Genomic DNA, 21492 nt, shown 5'->3' on the forward strand with positions numbered 1-21492 from the left:
GTATTATTTAGATGTTGAAAGATTATATCTTACATTAAGGGTGATGCCCAGAATTGCATTAAGGAAAATAGAAGATTCCACCAGCCCTGCCGCTTCCTGTGCGTACTGGGCCACAAGGATAGCATACATCACCGCAGCGATGCCTATCAGCAATAACCTGTTCAGTTCATTTTCCTCGTTGAAATAATTCTTAACGGCGTAATGAATGCCCATATAGGTATAGATACAGGTGATAATCAGCCCTATCCATCCCAGCTCCATTGCCGCACGCAGGTAACCGCTGTCGGGTTGTACTCCTGCCATTGGGTGACCGGGATTATAGGTGACCCCGTCTCCGCCTACCGTCATCACCCCACCACCGATGGGATGTGCGTACAAATAGGGTTGGATATTATGCCTGTTCACATCACGGAGATTGAGCGATTCATCCTGGCTGCCCATAAATGCGGTGCGGATGCGGATGATGGTCGGACTGCTGTAAAAAGGTCCGAACAGGATAGCCAGCATACCGAAAGTAAAAATGGCAGCAGCGATCAGGGTATTCCTGTTATGCAGGTTCACCAGGAAGAATAGTAACAGTCCAACGGGCAACATCACATATGCGGTACGGGTGCCAGAGTAACCGAGCGCCAACAGATGAACTACTATAATAAAAAGCAGCAAAAACTTTTTAGGGAAGCTGATGATCTTCTGGCTGGCGGTAAGCAATATGATACTGATGATAACGCCGCAGGCCATCAGCACACCAAAAGCCGCAGGGTCTGCCATGAAGGAAAAAATCCTCGCACGTCCCTGTATCATCACCGTCTTGAACTTGTCAGGGTTCATGGCCACATAAGCCCTTTCAAAGGGCAGCAGCCCCACCGCCTGTTGCAGACAGCCGTACAGCGCTGCTGCGGTAGATAGTGCCAGCCAGAATTTGAAGAACTTGTTGATCTGTACCCAGTCGCTCAGCACTTTCATGGTGAGGAACAGGAAGATGAAGTTGCGGATATATACCCTGATAAAAATGAACCAACCCTGTATGGACAACATATTGGGATTGAAGAACTGTATCAGCAGGTAGGCCGTATACAGGTACAATACCAGCAGGAGGGGGTCTTTAAAATAGGGCACATTGGACTTCTCCCTGCTTTTCTTGTCGAAGATGGCGCCTGCCAGCATCAGCAGCAGGAAAGCGTCCATGGCAACACCCACAGGCATTGTTGTTCCGGCCATTCTTTCCGGCACGTGGGCGCACATTGAAACAGTGATGTATATGTAATAGCCAAGACGGAAGTTCATGGCACTGATCACTGCGAGTACCAGCCCAATGATGCCGCCGAATACCGCCATACTGAGTTTGGCGTCCATAGACGATACGTAGGCGATAACAGGGACTGCAAGCACCCAAAGCAGGATGAACAGGTATATTACGGTGTTTTTCTTAGCCTGTTGACTGAGCATAATAATCTGGATACTTTAAAAAAACATGATCTTCATAAATAGCATTATCATCGTCAGCGCCACAAAAATCATCAGCATCGTTTGATGGAATGCCTTGCTGATGCCGGGTGTATATTTCCTTTTTACGGGCATTACAAATGTGTTTTTTGGGTGACCATCTCCGTTTGATGAGGATTGTATGGTTTGGCCTTAAAGGGCCCAGTAAACAGGAAGCCCAGCTTCAGCTGCATACATATCCGGTAAACGACGATGGAAAAGAAAATGGCGATAAAGATCAGCAACAGTAACAACAGCACTATATGTTGTTTCATCATAGTCGCGATCAGGAAATACCTGATCACCGCTACAATGGGGACATGCAACAGGTATATATACAAGGAGTAATGCCCGAACGTTTTCAGGAAGGGCAATGCATTATACTTCGCCAGCTGGAAGGATAGCATGATCGTAAACAGGCTGCCTACCAGCGCTATGCCCGCATAGAGGAACAGGTTCATCTGCTGATGATACAGGAAGTAATGCTGGCATACTGCAAATACAGGCAGCAGGATGATCAGTCCATATGCGGAAGAAAGCTTGTCCTGTACCTTTTCAGAAAAGAAGTAAGTTGCCGTCAGGTTGCCGATACAAAAAAAGATGTAGTGTAAGGCCACATCATACAGGGTGCTGATACTGTTCACAAGCGGGGCGATAGCCAGTAGTGCCAGCGACACAAGGACCTGGGCGAATTTATCATAACGGAAAAGCTTTGCTACAAGCAAATACAGCAGGGTTACATTAAACAATGCAAATAAATACCATAACTGGTCAAGATGGCGGGGTTGAATCAAAATGTTCAGGTAATCGGCGCCGGTGCGGCGGGCGTTAACAAATGAAGAGAAGATCATCTGAAGGGTAATCTGAATGAAGGCCCACAGAACGTAGGGGTATAATAAGGTATTGACACGGGTAACAAAAAAGCCCATTTCCCCCTTCCTGGCTATACTTCTTTCGAAGAATAACCCGGAGAGGAGAAAGAACAGGGGCATACGGAAGCTGTAGAACATGTTGTTGCCGTCAATGATCCATTGACTGACAGCCATGCCGCTGCTTTTCAATCCGAATAGCACATGTCGGTATACGACGAGAATGATAGCTATGCCTTTTGCATAGTCTATCCATCCCAGCCGGTTGGCTTGTGGTGGCTTGAAGTTAAACAGTTCTTTGAGTGTTAAGCTTGGCATTGTTAAGTAAACTTTTGATTATAATTCGAGGTATTCTTCCTGGACATTGTTCAGTACTGCTCCCACGAACTTATCACCAAGGGTCTCAAAAAACTGTGTCGATTCACGGTCGACCTGGGTTAACGCTAACTTGGATGAGAAAACTGCTATGACACCATCCACGTATTGCGCCAGCTCTTTACTATCGGTATAGTCATTTAGCGGGGCGCCTTCCAGCAGGACGAAGTCATAGTAATTTGTCAGGAAGGGGAGATAGTTTAAGAGGTTATTCTTCGGTAAGATCTCTGACGGGGTATAGTCGCCACCTTTACAACCGATCACTTCAATGCCAGATACAGGATAGGTGGTTACAATCGCCTTTACTTTGTCAATGCTCAGCTCTGTTGCAGGAACGGAGAATGTTTCCAATGTCGGCGCTGCCTCCATCTGTACGGTGAGGTCATTATTACAGAAATTAGTGTCTATTACCAGCACATTTTTGTTGCTGAGGCTCAGGCTGTATGCCAGCGCCTGTGTAAGGGTGGTTTTACCCTGACGCGCTTCTGTACTGGTCATCAGGAATGACTTTTTACCGCTGCTTTCCACTTCATACCGCAGTTTGCGCAGCAACTCACGGAAGGTGTTCTGACGCTGTTTGGAATGCTTGTCAGAGATCGTTGTTTTCTGCAATACTTCCAGGATGCTGTATTTGTTCAGGTCAGCATGATTTACGCTGCTGATCAGGCGGAGGTCCAGGTGCTTCTCAAACACAGAAGGCGACTTCAGTGAACCGTCCAGGAATTCCATCAGCAGTACAATGAAAGAGGTCATCAGGAAGGTGGAGATACCTGCCATACCCATGATGATCATACGTTTGGAAGACTCCGGTTTGAAGGCGGGCTGTCCTTTCAGGATCTGTTTGAAGTTGACATCCGGAGTGGTCCGGTTGTCCTGTGCCGCATTCAGCTTTTCCTTCAGCTTATTGTATTCTTCCTGTGCCATGTCCACTTCGGCCTGCAGACCGCTTACGGTAGCTTCCTTATTGGCATAAGAACCTACGGAACCTTTCAGTTTGCCGATCTGGGCCTGTAGTGCGCTTATATTCAGGCTGGAGGCGTTCAGCTGTGCTTCGAGATTGGCTTTTTCCTGTATTAAGGCATCTTTGGTGGTAGCAGTCTGTGTACCGGTGTTGGCAGCGCCCAGTTTCTTCTGGAGCTGTGCACGCAGTCCGGCCAGTTTGGTGTTCAGCGCTTCATCATTAGTGCCTTTCCTTGTCAGTTCTGTATTGAGATCATTGATCTCTCTACGTAGATCGATGATCTCACTGTTATTGTTGGTAAAAACGGTTTTGCCCTGGCTGGCGGCAGCAAGACGCTGGGTTACGCTCTGCAGGGAAGAGTTGATGGTATTGTAGTTAGCCCTTTCATCAGAAAGGCCCTTTTCAAACTGTTTGATCAGGTCCAGTTCATTACCGCTGGCGGTTTCTACATTGAGCAGGCCTTCGGATGATTTGTATAAACGAAGTGCTTCTACTTTTTTATCCAGTTCAGCTTTCTTTTGTCTTACCAGTTCATCGAAAGACTCCACGCTTTCTACTGATCTTTCTGTGCGCATACTCCTGTAGTAACGCAGGAACTCGCGGTAAGCCGTATTTACAGTATAAGCGGCCTGCTCAGGATTTTCTGCCATGGCTACGATCTCCAGGTAGTCCGTACGTTGTACGCGGGAGGTATTCAGTCTTTTACGGATAGATTCGTAGTCATATTTAAACAGTTTGAGAAAGGCCAGGATATTCCTTTCAACCGGGTTGTAAGAGGAGAGTACCTGCAGCGAGTCAAGCTTGCCACGCAGTATCTCTACGGCGGCCTGTTTGTCTACCGCTTTATAGGCGTCTGAACTCAGGTCTTTTTCCTGCAGGCGGACGAAGGGTTTAGTGCTGGTCAGGTCATGAATAAGCAGGTCGTAAGACAGCATGCCGATCACCACCGGTGAGTTGATGGTTTCGATCACGTTGTCAAACTTCACGTCTGTTTCAAAGATATTGACATTCTCGTCGCGGAGTTTCACCTGGTCATTGATAGTGAACCCGGTAGCAATCTGGGTTACGGAAGCATACATTCTCGGCTTGCCAAGGGTAAAAAACAGGGCGGCAACAATGGCAATGATGGTACTGATAATGATCCACCATTTCTTTTTCAGCAGGGCCTTTATGAAATATATTATATCCATATTAATTGTAATTATTTAACATCTGTAGCGTGCAAAAAAATCCGGTTGCCCGGACTTTTTGGGAGAAACTGGTAAAGCTTAATGCTTTACCAGTTTAACCATCTTGGATTCCCCATTCTTACCGCTGATGCGGAGCAGGTAGATGCCAGGCGCACTAATCCGTGAACCGGTATTAATACGCAGGGTACTGGCACCCGCCGGAACGGAACCCTTGTAATCTGAATATAACAGCCGTCCTGACATATCAAAGATCTCTACTCTTACAGCTGTTTCGGCTTTCAATACTATGTCTACGTTGAACTGATTTTCATATGGATTCGGATATACCTTCGCATCTCCGAACTCGGCGGCCTTATTGATCAGCGCTACCGGAGGAGCCGCCATTGCTACTGTACCATCGCCTATCCTTGCTGCCTGACCACCCTGAGGATCGATCGGACCGGCATCGTTCTGGGTAGCCGGATCCAGGTGTCCTTTGACGATCATAGCTGCCACCAGTCCATAACGGGATGTTGCCGTACCAGGATCAACATCTACATGGATCCTGCCGTAACCATCTGGTGCTACGTTAGTGATGGTTACCACACCGCTCTTGTTCAGGGATGCGTTCAGTAATGCCATCTTCGTACCGTTCACGGTGTATTTACCGGTGATATCATCCCATTCTACAGAGCTGCCGAAGAATACCAGGTCATATTTCAGCGACTGATTCAGGCCGGTGATGTAGTAGTCTGCGTGGCGGCCTGGGAACAGACCATAGTTTTCTACCATCACGTTGTCAGGGTAGATACCGCTGTTGTTGCCTGTATTGATACCGGCAGAATACATACCATCGAAGTTTTCTAGGATGGTGATACCTACACCGGTTGCATTGTTCTGGCCGTCCTGCATGTTGCTGATCACTACGCCAGATTGTGGACGCATACCAGTATTATTCCATGGAGTCGGAGCCACCAGCAGTTCGCTGAAGTTCACATTTACACTGAATCCGAGGCTGATAGCAGATGCAGCATTACTGTAATCGGAATTGCTCGCACCTCTTACCGCGCGCACCTTGTAATAGTACTTCTGGCTTACGGTCAGGTTATTGTCAGTATAGCTTACTGAGTTGGCCGGGAGACTGGCTACCTGTGCGTAGCTACCGCCGGAAACTGCACGCCATACCTGGTATCCTGTTTCAGTGTTGGACCTGTCTGACCACTGCAGCGCGATTGTCTTGGCGCCGGTTGCGGTTGCACGCAGGTTGATCGGATTCAGGACTGTTGTTGCACTGTCATAAGCTTCCAGTACCATTGCATTCATGTGCATATAGTAACCATTCTGGGTCTTGTTCACCAGGACGTTGATCTCACCATTCGCATTCGGCAGTACGCCGTTGATCTGTTTGGCGATGGAAGTATTATATGCAGGATCTATTACCACGCTGTCTGTATTGATAGTGTATCTTACCTTGGCAGCCACACCGAAGTTCAGACTGCTAAAGAACACAACATTATAACGTTTCGCTTTGTTCAAACCGGATAATTTCACGGTATGGGTAATATTCCTGCTATCATATACTGCAGACTGCATCACGACATCAGGATAGATGCCTGAGTTGTCATAAGTGCTCTGACCTACTGCAGGCTGGTCATTTTCCCATACTTCGTTAAATGTCACGCTGATACCGGTAGGATTACCTGATTCATCCAGTGCATTATTCAGTCTTACACCCTGGTAAGGGAATCCCGCTACATTGTTCCATGGTGCAGGAGCCGGACTGCTGGAAGAGAAGTCGAGGTATACGCTGGTGGTATTCTTATCAGTAACGAACACATTAAAGGTATCGCTGGCGGCTGCATTCTGGTTGTCAGTAGCGGTCAGGACCACAGCGTAGTTACCCAGGTTGTTGGCAGTCGGTGCAAAGTTGAAGGTACCTGTACCATTGCCGTTATCTGTGAAGCTACCGAATGCCGGCAGACCAGTTACGCTGAGCGTTACGGTATTGCCCAGGTCAGGAGTAGCCTGTACATTAAGCTGTGCAGCAGTACCTGCTTTCAGTTTCACGTCAGCAATAGTCGTGATAGCAGGTGGTTTCACCGGTACGATCACACTAGCAATATTGCTGTAGTTAGGAGATACGCCTTCGGAATTGGAAGCACTGATCTTGTAATAGTAATGTGTGTTACCATGTACGGTACTATCCACATAACTGCTCGCCGTTGCGCTGTTCAGACTGCCCAGGAGGCTATAAGTGCCAAGGCTGTCGGTAGCGCGGTGGATCCTGTAGCCGGTAGCGTTGTAAGCAACATTGGTCCAGGCGAGGGATACGTTGCCATTGTTTTGCGTAGCGGTCAGTTCCTTAGGCGGAGCTGGCAGGGTACCATCATCCAGTATAGCGTTCACCTGGAAGGCATTCAGGTAACCTACCTGTGTACCATTGGCTACTGCCATATTGAAGGTGATTTCACCATTGCTGTTTGGACTGATATTGTCAAAGTTTGCCGTATTGCTGGTGTTACCCTGTACGTTCAGCGGTTTGCTGACACCATTTATCGTAAAGACGGTGGTGCCGTTATTGGCCTGTACAGACCATGCACTGCCTGCAAAGAACTTGAAGGAATATTTCCTGGTGGTATCCAGTCCGGTCAGTTTCACGTCGATAGCATTATCGGAAGTGAAGATGCCAGGCCATGATCCGAAGAAGTAGTATTCTTTCAGCACTACGTCAGGATAGATACCGCTGTTGTTGCCGGTTACTGCGCCCTCGTTCCAGGTGTACCAGTTATTGGTCTGTAACTGCAGGCCTACATTTGTAGTTTCACCCTTGTCATTCACCAGGTTGCTGGTAGATACCGAAGTAATGTTATTCCATGGCGCCGGAGCATCTGTCTGATTCTTGAAGCGTACAAAGAATTTATAGTTCGGATCCTTGTCAATGACAGTTACGGTGAATGTTTTGGTGTCAGTACCACCGTTACCATCAACGGTGTTCACTTTCACTGTATAAACGCCCGCGTCGGCATAACCAGGATTGACATTCAGACTGGCAGTACGGTTGCTGCCGGAAAGAGTGATGAATGAGGGCAATGATGCTGCAGACCATGTAAGTACATCTGAAGCATTCTGATCAGTAGCGGAGAGAGAAAGCTGCTGGCCAGCGCCCTCATTCAGGGAAATGTTGGCAATAGAGGCTATGACAGGGCTATAATTATCATTAATTGTCAGGTTGAATGCAACGGTATCCTTACCTCCAAACTGATCTGCCGCATACACTGTCAGGTTGTTGTAGGTACCCTGCAGGCCGATGTTTGGCGTTACCTTCAGGAAGGAACCATTCGCATCGGATGCCAGTGTGACGAAAGAAGGCAGATTAGCTGTAGTCAGGGTGAGCGGATCTTCGTCTACATCATTTGCTACAATAGGAATGTGTGTTTCCACATCATAACGTGCTGACTGGTTGCCGATCGGATCAATTACCGGTGCATTGTTGCCGGTAACAGCAGTGGAATTGGAAGTGTAAGCGGAGTTGCCACCGTTGCCGGTTTCACGTACGCGGTATACATACTGCTGGTTGGAATACAATGCAGTATCTGTATAAGTGCCGGAGGTACCGACCAGGGTATCGGCTTTAATCAGTACGAAAGTATTGCTGTTACCAAAAGCGCGCTGGATCTCATAGCCGGTAGCATTGGCCGGGTTGTTGGTCCAGGTCAGTTTGATAGTAGATGGAGACGTAGTGGTAGCTACCAGGTTGCTTGGTGCAGACGGCGCTGCAGGTAATGCAGGTGTCATTACACTGTAGAATGGCAGTAACTGTCCGGCATCCTGGGTTACTTCAGCCTGTGTCAGCGCTTGTCCTATAATGGCAACTCTGTCCATCATACCATTGTAGAAGGAACCTGTTAAATTAAATACGTTGGTGTTGTTGTTCACGCCGAGCCTTGCATTGTCAGTGGTTGCGCTGATAGTACTGAAGCTGGTAGCTGTCGACGCTGCAAGGTCGCCGTTAATATACAGCTTAAGGGAGCTATTGCCATATACCACTGCCACATGTGTCCATGCTGTACTTGTGAAAGGAACAGATACAGATACACGGGTACCACTGTTTGCTGCGCCGGCTTCCAGTTTATTAGCATTGAGACGTAATCCTAAACCACTGGTGCTACCACCAATATCAACCAACATGCAGGTGTTGCTGGTGATCGTTGGCTTGATCCAGAGAGAAACGGTACGTGCAGAGAATGCGTCGTGCAGGAAGCCACTGGTATTGCCGCCGATGGTCACGTAACTGCTGGTACCATTAAAGACAGCGGCATGTGTGCCTTCTATTTCGTTAGCACTGTTGTAAGTTATTACATTCGCAGCACCGCCATTATTATTGATGCTGACATCTGCAGTGGAATTGTCCAATGGATATACTGCCAGGTATGGATAACCCACAGACTGGGCGGATTCGCCAGAGGTGCCTACTGCGCGGACTTTATACCAGTAGCGGGTATTGGCAGCGACAGTATTGTCCGTTAATGTGGTCGCATTGGCGGCGGCCTTTCCTACTACGGAATAAGCACCATTATAGGTCTGGCTGCGATATAATTCAAATCCTGTTTCGTTGTTACTGTTGTCGCTCCATTTCAGGTTTACCGCGTTGAACGCAGGAGCAAGCGCGCCCAGTATCAGTGGTGCAGTTGGCACTGCTCCCTGAATAGTCATCGTATCACCGATGTACTGATCCGGAATATTGGTGAAGGAGCCTAAAAGACTGGTTTTCCAGCGGAGGTTCATTGCCTGGCCGCCGGTGCCCTGGAAGTAAGCTACCGTGATCGGATAAACACCCGCGTTCAGGAACATGGATGAACTATTTACCTGGGTGGTACCGTGAGCACCATCGTTATTGACAGTAGCTGTACCGCTGTAGGTGTAAGGAGTATTGAACCACAGTTTACTACCATCATCAGAGTTGGTGGCAAAGGTGTAAGTGCCTGCTGTAGGAATGGTCAGTAGACCAGTCCACAGGAAGGCGTAGTTAACATCCCTGTTCCTGACAGAGATGTCTATATTGTTCGTCCTTCCGGCTTCTACCGGTACGATGGTGTTGAAATCAGGTAATTTGGTCCAGGTACCTTCATAATACTTGTAGCCAATACCCTTATTGATAGCCGCAGCAGTCACCTGGTTGCTTGGTGGTGAAGCGTTACCCGCAGCATCCTTTGCTATTACATAGAAGTTATACACCTGTCTTTCAGTCAGACCGTAAGCTACCATATTGAGCTGAGTAGCGGCGACAGTATATGACTTCTGGTTATTTACATAAACTTCATACGTGTTTACGCCTACGTCATCTGTAGCAGCTGTCCAGCTGAGTGAAACAGAGCTGGAGCTGGTGCTGGTAACTGTCAGGGCCTTTGGTGAAGTAGGCGCCTGGGTATCTGCCTGGGTGATACCGCTGGCTTCAGCTGACACTGGAGCTGCACCGTTGGCATTTACCGGACGTATAACGTAATAGTATTTTGTATTGGAAGTTAATCCCTTGTCGGCAAATACCAGTACATCAGCAGGTATCTTGGCTACCAGTTTGTAGCCGCTGCCTGATGTAGTGCTACGGTATATTTCAAAGGCCGTTTCATTGTTCTGAGGATTCGGTTTGTCGTTCCAGTTCAATGTCAGCTGCGTCTCTGAAACAGGAGTTACCGTAATAACACCTACCGCGTCAGGAACATTGGTACCAGCGGCATTTATAACGCTATACGGAGCAGAGAAGCTGCTGGTACAACCGAATTGTTCGGTCACACGTGCTATGTATTGTCCTACACCTGCTGTGAATGTATTGGTGTTACTCAATGAAGTATTACCACCTACGGTGCGCCATTCGTAAGACGCATAGCCGGCAGGCAGTTTCATGGTGACAGTCGTGCTGCCATCAGGAGCAGGCAATACATTTGTTGCAAGACTGTCTATAGCAATAGGAGGAGTGACTGTTGGCGCTTTTGTTTTAACAACAAGCGGGATAGGAGAGAACTCTGACCATGCACCACCTGCAACCCTTCTTACTCTTACGGAGTAAGTACCGAGTGCAGTAATGTTAATGCTGTTAGAAGTAGCGTTGGGAATGGTCACGCCATCTTTTTGCCACTCATAAGCAGCAAATCCCGGAGGGATACCGGCAGTAATGTTCACCGGGTCGCCAGGACAGAATTCAGATCGTCCTCCCAATGGCCATGGGGTCAGAATATTGTTCCTGTTCATAAAAGGAACGAAGTCTGGTTCGGCCCAGGCGGTAGTCCAGGTACCGTGCCCCAGATTGGGGTATAATGTAAAAGTAAGATGAGCTCCGGCAGCCTGATAGGCTGAAACCACCGTATTGGCGGTGTAAGGAGCAGGCGCGTTGTCCAGACCTCCCTGGAAGTACCAGATAGGGGTATACTTAAGATTATTAACATTGGTTGTGGAACCATCGCCGTTGGCAATACCACTCATTGGCATGATGGAAGCAAAATATTGGGGATAACGTTCTGCGAAAAGCCAGGAACCATAACCACCTGCAGAAAGACCATTAACGATAACCCTGTTCAGGTCACCTTTTACCTCCAGGGCCAGACTATCTAATAATTCCTTGATAATGTCAAACTGGCTGTTGCCCCATTCTCCATCTGCGGTTTGTCCGTAAAACAGGAAACCATCGAAGTTGCCGTTGCTTGTCTGGGTGTCAAAATTCTGTCCGCCATGTAATAATTGGTATTCGTTATCATAAACGCTACCACCTTCACCACGTCCGTGAAGGAATACAAAAATTGGATATTTTTTTCCATCAGCCACATTGTGCTGGTAGGTCTTAGGGAATTTGAGGCGGAAGTTAAGTCCCTTGTAAATATAACATTTGAAATTAGATGTGTTCCAGGCAAGGCGATTCGTCTTTACCCATTTCCCAATACGTCCATAAGGTGGTGGTGTAGGGGGGGAACTGGAGTTGTACACAACAATGGGGTCCGCGGGGTTTAAAGCTTGCTGCGCAGAAGCCGTACCTGCAAAAAGCATCAGAATGCTCAGAATGCTGAATAGTAAGTGTACATTTCTTTTCATAAAAGAAAATATGAATTATGGACAATCGGGCATTACCCGGTAATTAGCCAGAAATAATAAACAACAGCCCAAAGTACCCAGGGCGGGCAAATCAGAGGAGATGGTAAAATTAAAATTGAGTAGTTCCGAAAAAAAGAATTACTACCAGATTGGCTTTTATGTAGGATGAGGTTAGGAATTATTTCACACTTGGTAGCTTTCTCATATAATCAGACAAGGAAGAAGCTTAGTGTACTCGGTTCAAGTTCCAAAAGTAAGTGTATATTTTTACAGTTGGAGACTTTTTTAGTGAAAATCTGTTTTTGAAGGGTGAACGATATAAAACAATTGGTGAAATCATACAAGAGAACGGTAAGTGTAAAAAGTACACCTCAACCCGTTGTTAACTGACGTTGTGAGCGGTCCCATACTGCAGACTGTTTCTTTCTTAAAAAACGGCCAAACCCTTGATACACGGCCACATTCATGAATACAAAATAGAAAGGTATATAGAACACTTTACTTTTTACCTGTTTTCTTGCCAGCACATATCCAACTAAAGCCATGCCATAAAATGCGGCCTGCATCAGCAGTATTGCCCAGTAGATAAGGGGCGCACCCGACACACATAATACTATATTAGTTAGTAGTGCCAATAATAAACACAATGGGGCAACTGTCCAGCGGAATACACGATGAGAAACATACTGCCAGGTAATTTTTGGATAACGGAAAATGTTCAGCAGGTCCATCAGCCGGCTCATTGACTGGAACCCTCCCGCACCAATGCGTACCTTACGTTTATATTCATCTTCCAGTGAGGCGGAGGGCGTTTCCTGCGCATAGGCATCGGGAGCATAGGCCACTCTGTAACCTTTTTTATTTATACCGAAAGAGATCATAAAATCATCCAGGATAGTGTCCGCAGGTATATCTTCATATAAGGAACTGCGTATGGCAAACAATTCACCGGCGGCACCCATTACACTATACAGCTCAGCATCCCATTTCTTTAATAAGGACTCATACTTCCAGTACATACCTTCTCCGGCGCCTTCCGCTTCCGCCTGTTCGGCTACAAGGATCTTTTTTTCTCCTGCCACCGCGCCGGTCTGTTCGTCCCGGAAGTGACGCATAAGACAAATAAGAACGTCCTTATTTAATAAGGTGTTCGCATCTGAAAATACTACAAAAGGCGTCTTAACAAATTTCATGGCCCTGTTCACCGCCATAGTCTTACCCCTGCGCTCCGGTTCATAAAGCAATGTGATCCGGGGGTAACTCCTTATTATATTATTGGTGTCGTCAGAACTGCCATCGGTTACAAAGATGATCTGTACCTTATCCTCCGGATAGTTCAGGGAAAGTGTATTGGTAATCTTTTCCCTGATAAACGCCTCTTCGTTATAGGCGGCTACCATCAGGGTCACTTCAGGTGTGAAAGGGGGTTCATTTCCCGTATAACGGGGGCTTACAAATAAACGGCGCAGTTTAATTACTATATAAAGTAGTATACCATATCCTACATAACTATAGCAAACAAGAAAGAGGCTGCACCAGAAGAGCACTGTGATCACAGTCATAATATATATCAATTGAGGGGATAAACTGAGCGTTGTAGCACGTTAGATAACAACCCGTAGGTGGATTCACAGCAAAAGTATAATAATTGTGCAGTATTTTTTCAGCAGTGTGTGCTACATTTAAAAAAAAGAAGAGCTTCAAAGCATTGAATATCCGTTTACGATAATTTCTTGTGCATTCACCCAAAAAATCCAACCGTTTACCAAAAACATATTGGGAAATGAATAAAGTATTATATTTTTACATCGTTGTTTTAAGGACAATACTATTGCGAAAATTTCAGGCTTGCTGTTCAAAATTACTTTCGTACTTTAGTGCAAGCTTTGTAAATGAAACCATATTTGAGTCTTTTCTTTCATATCCCCTGAGAAACTGTTTTTTGAGTTCCAATAAAACCTTATCCAATTTAAAGCCAACGAACACTAATCTTTCCAATGCCTAACCGTATTGGGAGCTATTTGTAATATTAAATTGGTTAAAGGTGAAAAAAACAGTTTTAATAATAGATGATAGTTTACCCATCCGATATTTACTGGAAGTGATGCTAAACAGGACCTACAACGTTGTTTCAGCGTGTGATGGTCTCGCTGCAATGGCATGGCTTAAAAATGGCAATATCCCCGACCTGGTGATCACAGATCTCCAGATGCCCAACATCAACGGATGGGAACTTATAGAGTTCATGACCGAAAGTAATCTGTACCAGCATATACCACTCATGGTGCTATCCGGTGTGCATGATACTAAAGAGTCGTTTGCGAATATACGCCCCGGTAACATCAAGACGATTATCAAAAAGCCGTTTGATCCCGTAATCTTACTGGATACAATCGATCATGTGTTGAAAGCACAGCACGTACCTGCTTTTTCATAGCACTTAATCACATCATCAGTATGTAACCATTAATTCCTTTGTTAGCATGAATACATTTACACCTGAACTGAGCGTATTGAAGAATGCGGCCCCAAAACAGTTTGAAGAGCGTGAGCAGACGATGTCCCGTCAGATCGTTGCCGACAACAACATTGTGCTGTTTGTGGGACAACATATGACTGCTCCTGAATTTGAGGCCGCCGGATACAAGTGTTTCTTTGCACAGGATTTTAATACCGCCACCGGAACAATGGAGCAGCTGCAGGCTGTTTTCAGAAGGAAACCTGGTGTCATTATATATAGGTCACATACAGATGACCAGAAGGGATTCAATGCCTGGCATGAATACCTGAGGAAGGAATCCTGTTACTCCTGCATTCCTTTCTTGCTGTATGTAGATGAAGAAGAGATCACTCCCCAGATGAAAGCTGCCGTAAAAAAATATGCCTTCATAGACGAAATTATTACGGCGAAATGCTTGTCAAAATTACCATCCAAAATATCTTTCATCAGCAAATTCAAACTACTGAGCACTTATCCTCCGCTAACAGTTGTCAACGGCGGCAAAAAGATCAGGACGAAACGAACCCTGAACGCTGTACTGAAAAGAGCTTTTGATATCATTGTTGCCAGCTCCTTATTAATCGCCGCCAGCCCCATATTATTGTTAATCGCCATCATTATTAAATTTGAATCAAAAGGAGCCGTTTTTTATGCAGCACGCAGGGCCGGTAAAAATTACAGGGTATTCAAATTCTATAAGTTCAGGACGATGGTCGCAGACGCAGATAAAAAACTGCAGCAACTGCAACACCTCAATCAATATAAGGCCAGCAACGGTCCCGTTTTCTATAAAGTGTCCAATGATCCCCGGATAACCCGCTTCGGCGCCTTTTTAAGGAACACCAGCCTCGACGAACTTCCCCAACTTTTTAATGTGTTGAAAGGAGATATGTCGCTTGTCGGCAACAGACCTTTACCACTATACGAAGCCTCTACACTGACCACAGATGAATGGGCGCAACGTTTCCTGGCGCCTGCCGGCATCACAGGACTCTGGCAGATCAGCAAAAGGGGAAAGAAAGATATGTCTGTAGAAGAAAGAATAGCACTGGATATCGATTATTCCAAACTGCATAGCTTCACCTACGACATGTGGATTATGGCGAATACCCCTAAAGCGTTAATACAAAAAGATAATGTATAATGATTCTTGCGATTGAATTAATCATATTCGGATACCTCGGAGGCTGCGTACTTTACAACCTCTTGTTCTCTGTGGCCGGTAAACTATTTCCAAAGAAAAATAAAGTTGCAGGAGAGGTTTCTTCATACTGCAGGATCGCTATCCTGGTGCCGGCTTATAAAGAAGATGATATCATCCTTCACGCAGCTATCAGCTACGAGTCGCTCAACTATCCGGCCAACAGCTATAAGGTGATCGTCATTGCCGATTCCCTGAAACCTACAACGATCCAGACGCTCGAAGAAGAAGGTATCGCCGTGATCCCGGTCTCTTTCAAAAAGAGTACGAAGGCTAAATCACTGAATGCTGCATTCGCACAGCTGGATGATAATATTTATGACCTGGCAGTGATCGCCGACGCGGATAATATCCCGGCGCCCGATTTCCTGCAGCAGATCAACATCGCTTATCAGCAGGGTCACCATGTTATACAAGGGCAACGTGTTGCAAAGAATATGGACTCTCCTTTCGCCATCCTGGATGCAGCCAATGAGATCATCGCCAATCACATCAACCGTAAGGGCGCCAACGCACTTGGCCTCTCTGCTTCCATCATCGGGTCAGGCATCGCCTTCGATTACCAGGTGATGAAACAGGCCTTGCAGGAAACAGAGGCTACCGGTGGTTTCGATAAAGTATTACAACAGTTGCTGGTAGATAAAGGGTATAAGATACATTACCTGGAAGAAGCGCTAATGTTTGATGAGAAGGTGGAAAATGCCGCTGCATTTGAAAACCAGCGTAAACGCTGGCTGTCCAGCCAGTTCGTATATCTCAGGCACTACTTTGTACGTGGATTCCGGGCATTGCTCAAAGGCAGAATTGACTATTTCTATATGTCCGTAGGACAGAACATGCTGCTGCCACGTATGTTGTTGCTGGCAGGTGTAGTATTCATGACGGCCCTTTACCTGGTATTCGGTCGGTACCTCGCCCTGCCGGTATCTGCCTGGCTGATCTGTTTGGGTGCATTTGCCATCAGCATGATGCTGCCGCTTCCCGGCAAGTTCTATTCAAAATACATGTTCACGGTATTAATGAACCTTCCCCACGTAATAGGCATCATGCTCTCGCTGGTATTCAGGCTCAAAGGCGCTGATAAGACCTTCATTCATACGAAACATTCCAAAACAACTATCGATAATCCCCTGGTCAATGTCACAGGAAAATAAAATAGCACCACTTGTTTCTATTGTAACGATCAACTACAATACCTGCAGCGTTACATGTGAATTGCTGACATCCATCAGCAGGAACAGTTACGCCAATGTGGAAGTGATCGTTGTGGACAATGCTTCCGTGGAAGATCCTACAGCGGCATTGCTGGCGGCCTATCCGGCGGTGAAGATAATCAGGAGTACAACGAACAGGGGCTTCGCCGGTGGCAACAATATGGGCATTGTAGAAGCAACAGGTGAATATATCTTCCTCGTGAATAACGATACGGAATTTACCGACGGGCTGATAGAAGGCCTGCTGGAAATCTTTTATGCGCATCCCGACGCAGGGATGGTTAGCCCCAAATTTCATTACTTCTTCCATAAAGGCATTATCGAATATGCAGGTTACCAGTCGGTCGATGTATTCACCGGCAGGAATAGCATGATCGGTTGTAAAGAGCCTGACCAGGGCCAGTACGATCGGATCTCTGCTACCAACTACGCACACGGCGGCGGTATGATGACCAAAGCTGCTGTATTGAAAGAAGTAGGACTGATGCCGGAAGTATACTTCCTGTACTACGAAGAGTTCGACTGGTGCGAACAATTTAAGCGTAAAGGCTATAAGATCTATTATCAGTATAAGTCACTTATCTATCATAAAGAATCAATGTCCACGGGTAAGAACAGTCCATTAAAGACATACTACCTTACCAGGAACAGGATACTGTTCATGCGCAGGAACGTGGCATTACCTAACCGGATCATCTTTTTACTGTACCTGACCTTGTTTACGATTCCCAAGAATACATTACAATTCCTTCTGAACAAAGAGAAGGAGCACCTAAGGGCTTTCTGGAAGGGCATTATGTGGAACTTAAACATCGTCAACTAAAATTATTACCATGTGTGGCATAGCAGGGTTTATTGATTTTACCAAAAAGGCAAGCCTGCCCGTATTGAAAGACATGACCGATGCATTGCTGCATCGCGGTCCTGACGACGGCGGTTATGAAGTGTTTGAACACCCTAATGCATTGATCGGATTAGGCCAGCGCCGTCTGTCCATCCTCGATCTTTCCAGTGGCGGTCATCAGCCTATGCATTTTAAGCAGTATAGCATGATCTTCAATGGAGAGGTATACAACTTTAAAGAGATACGCCGGGAACTGGAACACCTGGGCTATCAGTTTTCTTCCAGCAGCGATACAGAAGTCCTGATCAAAGGATATGATTGCTGGAAAGAGAAAGTAGTAGACCGTTGCATCGGCATGTTCGTCTTTGTGATCTATGATAAAGAAGAAGAACAGGTGATCCTCTGCCGCGACAGGGCAGGAGTGAAGCCGCTTTATTATTACTGGCATAACAATGTACTACTGTTTGCTTCTGAACTGAAAAGCTTCAGCCGCTTCCCCGCATTTGAGAAAAAGATTGACGTAAACAGTGTATCACTGTTCCTCCAGTATAGTTACATCCCGGCGCCATATACGATCTTCGAACATACACATAAACTGAAACCGGGACATTTCATGCATCTGTCCCTGAAGAATAAAGCGCTGACCACTTCTGAATACTGGAGTGTACTGGAGGCCTACCGCCAGCCGCTGACCAATATGTATGAAGGCGATATCATCCGTCACACCAAAGAATTGATGGAGAGCGCCTATAAATACCGCATGGTAGCTGATGTTCCGGTAGGAGTATTCCTGAGCGGCGGTTACGACAGCTCCAGTGTAGCGGCCATACTACAGGCTTCTTCCGGCAGCCGTCTGAAGACCTTCACCATCGGTTATAAAGAAGCGGCATTCGATGAATCGAAGGAAGCCCGCCGCATCGCACAACACCTGGGCACCGACCATACCGAATGGATAGTGGGTCCTTCGGATGCACGTGACATACTGGAGCACCTGCCGGAGATCTATGACGAGCCTTTTGCCGATAACTCTACCGTACCTACCACACTGGTCAGCAAACTGGCTGCAAAGCAGGTGAAAGTGGTGCTATCTGCAGATGGAGGTGATGAGCTCTTTGCCGGATATAATAAATTCAACCAATCCCTGCAATACACCGAACGTGTGCCTAAGTCCCTGCAGGGCGTGGTAAGTAAGGTAATGAAACTGGTAAATCCAGCCAGCATTCCTTATTTTAATAAACAATACAACTTTGCCAGCCGTTATGAAAAGATGAAACTGATCTGGGCGTCCGGCAAGTCACAGCAGGCATTAAAATATATCAGTCAGTATATCACAGAAACAGAGGCGGCCAGTTACCTGGGTGGTACGCATTGTAGCTACAAGACGAATTTTGATATGAACGGAGAACTGAACAATATCAACGATTCGCTGAACCGTCTGTTGTCTGTGGATTATAAAACCTTCCTGGTTGACAATAACCTGGTAAAAGTAGACAGGGCCACCATGTCCGTAAGCATTGAAGGTCGTGAGCCGATGCTGGACCACCGTCTGGTGGAATTCCTGGCAAAGGTGCCCGCACATGTGAAGGTGAAGAATAAGGTCAATAAATACATCCTGAAAGAAATCGTACACCAGTATATACCGAAAACACTGATGGACCGTCCTAAAAGGCCGTTCATTGCTCCACTGACGCATTGGTTCAGGGATGAACTGAAAGAACAGATGGCGTACTATTTATCTCCCGCCAAACTGGAACAAACCGGGCTCTTTGATCCGGAGCATATCCAGGCGTTGAAGCAAAACTACTTTGAAGGCGGAAAGGTAAGTCACCAGAAGCTCTGGAATATCCTCGTATTCCAGTTATGGTATAGCCGGTGGATGGAACAATTGTAAAAGATGGAAGCGATTAAGAAGATCAGGGTTTTACAAACGATCCGCCAGGGCAAAATAGGAGGAGGCGAAAGCCATGTGCTGGACCTCGTCCGCTACCTCGACAAAGGGCTGTTCGAGCCGGTAGTGCTATCCTTTACTGATGGCCCGATGATCACATCCCTTGCTACGCTGGGAATACCTGCCCATGTTATTCATACCGAGAAAGCGTTTGACTTTAAGGTATGGAAGAAAGTAAAACAATTCCTGAAAGATCAGCGGATGGATATCGTGCATGTGCACGGTACCCGCGCCAATACCAATGTACTCTGGGCAGCCCGTTCACTGGGGTTGCCGGTGATATACACTATCCACGGATGGTCCTTCCATGACAGCTTGCCTGCCTGGAACAGAAAGGCCCGGATAATGGCGGAAAAGTTCATTACACAACGTACCAGGCTCAATATTACAGTTTCCGATTCCAATCATGAGACAGGAGTGCGCGAATTTGGGCAATTTAAGTCGCTGGTGGTCAAAAACGGGGTCAACCTGGACAGGTTCAACCGTTTAGGAGAATACACCGATATAAAGGCCTTATATGGCATTCCCGCCCATCACTTGGTAATTGGGTATATCGTCCGTATTACGGAACAGAAAGACCCCCTGGGGATGTTAAGGGCGTATGCCAGGGTATGCGCCAACTTTCCGGACCTTACCTTGTTAATGATAGGTGAGGGCGACCTGAAAGACGCTGCAATGCAGCTGGCAAAAGACCTGGGCATCAGTGACAGGGTCATTTTCGACAATTTCCGCCAGGATGTACCGGCAGTATTGAATGCGGTGGATATTTACTGCCTGCCCTCCCTCTGGGAAGGATTCCCGATAGGCGTGCTGGAAGCGATGGCAATGGCCAAAGCGGTGGTTGCTTCTGATGTGGATGGTACCCGGGAAGCAGTGGAACATGAGGTGACCGGTCTGCTCGTACCACCCAAAGATGAAGCAGCGCTGGCAGCAGCTCTCGAAAGACTGATACTGGACCGTACATTGCGTAGCCGCCTGCAGGAGAACGCTGGCAGAAGTGTGAAGGCAAACTTTGACGTACGGGACATGACTCATAAAATAGAAACAGTGTACCAGCAGATGCTGGCGCCATTATAAGATTAATAAACTTGACGCATGAAAATCAGAAATCCCCATTCCCGTTTCGATCTGGATATTAAAAAAACGGACAGGGTACTTGAGGTGGGCGGCGGCCATAACCCGCACCCCAGGTCAAATGTAGTGGTTGATAAATACGTTGATGACAATACGCATCGTAGCGGCGACATAAAAGTACTGAGGAACCAGCAGTTCCTGAAAGCAGATGGAGAACACCTGCCATTCAAAGATAAGGAGTTTGATTATGTCATCTGTAATCACGTACTGGAACATGTCGAAGACCCGGTGGCCTTCCTCCACGAACAGTTCCGTGTGGCCAAAAGAGGGTATATCGAAACACCATCCCTGCTGGGAGAACATCTCTTCCCTAAGAAATCACATAAATGGGTGTTGCTGGAAATAGATGGGAAAGTAATACTGGTAGATAAAGAAAGAATCTCTTTCCCCACCAGCTTTGACTTTGGCGATCTGTACCTGGAATACCTGCCTAAAGCATCCATCGGGTATAAGATCATGGAAAGAACACATCCCAACCTGCACACCATGCGTGTGGAATGGGAAGGCAGCTTTGAGTTCATTGTGAATCCGGATGATAAAGACATTCTCAAATACTTCGAAGAGCCCTGGACCCGCGAAATGGTGCTCCGTTACTTTCCGCAACGTTCATTGGGAAAGGAACTGGCGGAGGCTACACGGGCATTCACAGATATCTGCAAAAGCATTATTAAGTCAAAAGTGCTTAAAAGAGTTTAGTTCTAATACAGGATTGTTT

General features: G+C 46.6%; 12 protein-coding genes. 7 read left to right on the plus strand and 5 right to left on the minus strand.

Annotation, left to right across the window (positions count from 1 at the left end; genetic code table 11):
- Positions 1-3: 3 nt before the first annotated feature.
- The 5 genes from CLV42_RS32565 to CLV42_RS32585 form a co-directional block, all read right to left on the minus strand.
- Positions 4-1446 carry an O-antigen ligase family protein gene (locus tag CLV42_RS32565; protein WP_106606132.1) on the minus strand — a complete coding sequence of 481 codons (1443 nt, stop codon included), beginning with the start codon at positions 1444-1446 and terminating at the stop codon, positions 4-6.
- Between the two features lie 131 nt (positions 1447-1577).
- The gene (locus tag CLV42_RS32570; RefSeq protein WP_106606133.1) at positions 1578-2669 is read right to left on the minus strand and encodes an acyltransferase family protein; all 1092 of its coding nucleotides are present in this window, start codon (positions 2667-2669) and stop codon (positions 1578-1580) included.
- An 18-nt stretch (positions 2670-2687) separates the two neighbouring features.
- Complete coding sequence (locus CLV42_RS32575; protein WP_106606134.1) at positions 2688-4877, minus strand: exopolysaccharide transport family protein; 2190 nt, start codon at positions 4875-4877, stop codon at positions 2688-2690.
- 78 nt (positions 4878-4955) lie between these two features.
- The gene (locus CLV42_RS32580) at positions 4956-11936 is read right to left on the minus strand and encodes a fibronectin type III domain-containing protein (RefSeq protein WP_106606135.1); all 6981 of its coding nucleotides are present in this window, start codon (positions 11934-11936) and stop codon (positions 4956-4958) included.
- A 371-nt stretch (positions 11937-12307) separates the two neighbouring features.
- Entirely contained in the window at positions 12308-13498 is a 1191-nt protein-coding gene (locus tag CLV42_RS32585; RefSeq protein ID WP_106606136.1) for a glycosyltransferase family 2 protein, read from the minus strand.
- Positions 13499-13980: 482 nt separating this feature from the next.
- Between CLV42_RS32585 and CLV42_RS32590 the strand changes: the two genes are divergently transcribed.
- Genes CLV42_RS32590 through CLV42_RS32620 form a run of 7 tightly spaced genes read left to right on the plus strand, consistent with a single transcriptional unit; the run spans position 13981 to position 21473 of the window.
- Positions 13981-14373 carry a response regulator gene (locus CLV42_RS32590; protein ID WP_158286383.1) on the plus strand — a complete coding sequence of 131 codons (393 nt, stop codon included), beginning with the start codon at positions 13981-13983 and terminating at the stop codon, positions 14371-14373.
- A 46-nt stretch (positions 14374-14419) separates the two neighbouring features.
- A complete protein-coding gene (locus CLV42_RS32595; protein ID WP_245901797.1) occupies positions 14420-15580 on the plus strand; it encodes a sugar transferase in 1161 nt (386 codons plus the stop codon).
- Entirely contained in the window at positions 15580-16791 is a 1212-nt protein-coding gene (locus tag CLV42_RS32600; protein WP_106606138.1) for a glycosyltransferase, read from the plus strand. Before CLV42_RS32595 ends, CLV42_RS32600 begins: the two co-directional genes overlap by 1 nt.
- Positions 16775-17674 carry a glycosyltransferase family 2 protein gene (locus tag CLV42_RS32605; RefSeq protein ID WP_106606139.1) on the plus strand — a complete coding sequence of 300 codons (900 nt, stop codon included), beginning with the start codon at positions 16775-16777 and terminating at the stop codon, positions 17672-17674. The genes CLV42_RS32600 and CLV42_RS32605 overlap by 17 nt, the downstream gene beginning before the upstream one ends.
- Before the next feature lie 10 nt (positions 17675-17684).
- Positions 17685-19586, plus strand: a complete 1902-nt coding sequence (gene asnB, locus CLV42_RS32610; protein ID WP_106606140.1) for an asparagine synthase (glutamine-hydrolyzing) — start codon at positions 17685-17687, stop codon at positions 19584-19586.
- A gap of 3 nt (positions 19587-19589) precedes the next feature.
- Positions 19590-20720: a glycosyltransferase gene (locus CLV42_RS32615; protein ID WP_106606141.1), complete on the plus strand. Its 1131-nt coding sequence runs from the start codon at positions 19590-19592 to the stop codon at positions 20718-20720.
- A gap of 18 nt (positions 20721-20738) precedes the next feature.
- Complete coding sequence (locus tag CLV42_RS32620) at positions 20739-21473, plus strand: class I SAM-dependent methyltransferase (RefSeq protein ID WP_106606142.1); 735 nt, start codon at positions 20739-20741, stop codon at positions 21471-21473.
- Positions 21474-21492: the final 19 nt, after the last annotated feature.

Origin of the sequence: Chitinophaga ginsengisoli, from assembly GCF_003014595.1 — a bacterium.
Lineage (GTDB): Bacteria > Bacteroidota > Bacteroidia > Chitinophagales > Chitinophagaceae > Chitinophaga > Chitinophaga ginsengisoli.

Excerpts from the sequence above, each read along its gene's own strand:
- CLV42_RS32565 (WP_106606132.1), bottom strand. The coding sequence starts at position 1,446 with ATGCTCAGTCAACAGGCTAAGAAAAACACCGTAATATACCTGTTCATC.
- CLV42_RS32570 (WP_106606133.1), bottom strand. The coding sequence starts at position 2,669 with ATGCCAAGCTTAACACTCAAAGAACTGTTTAACTTCAAGCCACCACAA.
- CLV42_RS32575 (WP_106606134.1), bottom strand. The coding sequence starts at position 4,877 with ATGGATATAATATATTTCATAAAGGCCCTGCTGAAAAAGAAATGGTGG.
- CLV42_RS32580 (WP_106606135.1), bottom strand. The coding sequence starts at position 11,936 with ATGAAAAGAAATGTACACTTACTATTCAGCATTCTGAGCATTCTGATG.
- CLV42_RS32585 (WP_106606136.1), bottom strand. The coding sequence starts at position 13,498 with ATGACTGTGATCACAGTGCTCTTCTGGTGCAGCCTCTTTCTTGTTTGC.
- CLV42_RS32595 (WP_245901797.1), top strand. The coding sequence starts at position 14,420 with ATGAATACATTTACACCTGAACTGAGCGTATTGAAGAATGCGGCCCCA.
- CLV42_RS32600 (WP_106606138.1), top strand. The coding sequence starts at position 15,580 with ATGATTCTTGCGATTGAATTAATCATATTCGGATACCTCGGAGGCTGC.
- CLV42_RS32605 (WP_106606139.1), top strand. The coding sequence starts at position 16,775 with ATGTCACAGGAAAATAAAATAGCACCACTTGTTTCTATTGTAACGATC.
- asnB (WP_106606140.1), top strand. The coding sequence starts at position 17,685 with ATGTGTGGCATAGCAGGGTTTATTGATTTTACCAAAAAGGCAAGCCTG.
- CLV42_RS32615 (WP_106606141.1), top strand. The coding sequence starts at position 19,590 with ATGGAAGCGATTAAGAAGATCAGGGTTTTACAAACGATCCGCCAGGGC.
- CLV42_RS32620 (WP_106606142.1), top strand. The coding sequence starts at position 20,739 with ATGAAAATCAGAAATCCCCATTCCCGTTTCGATCTGGATATTAAAAAA.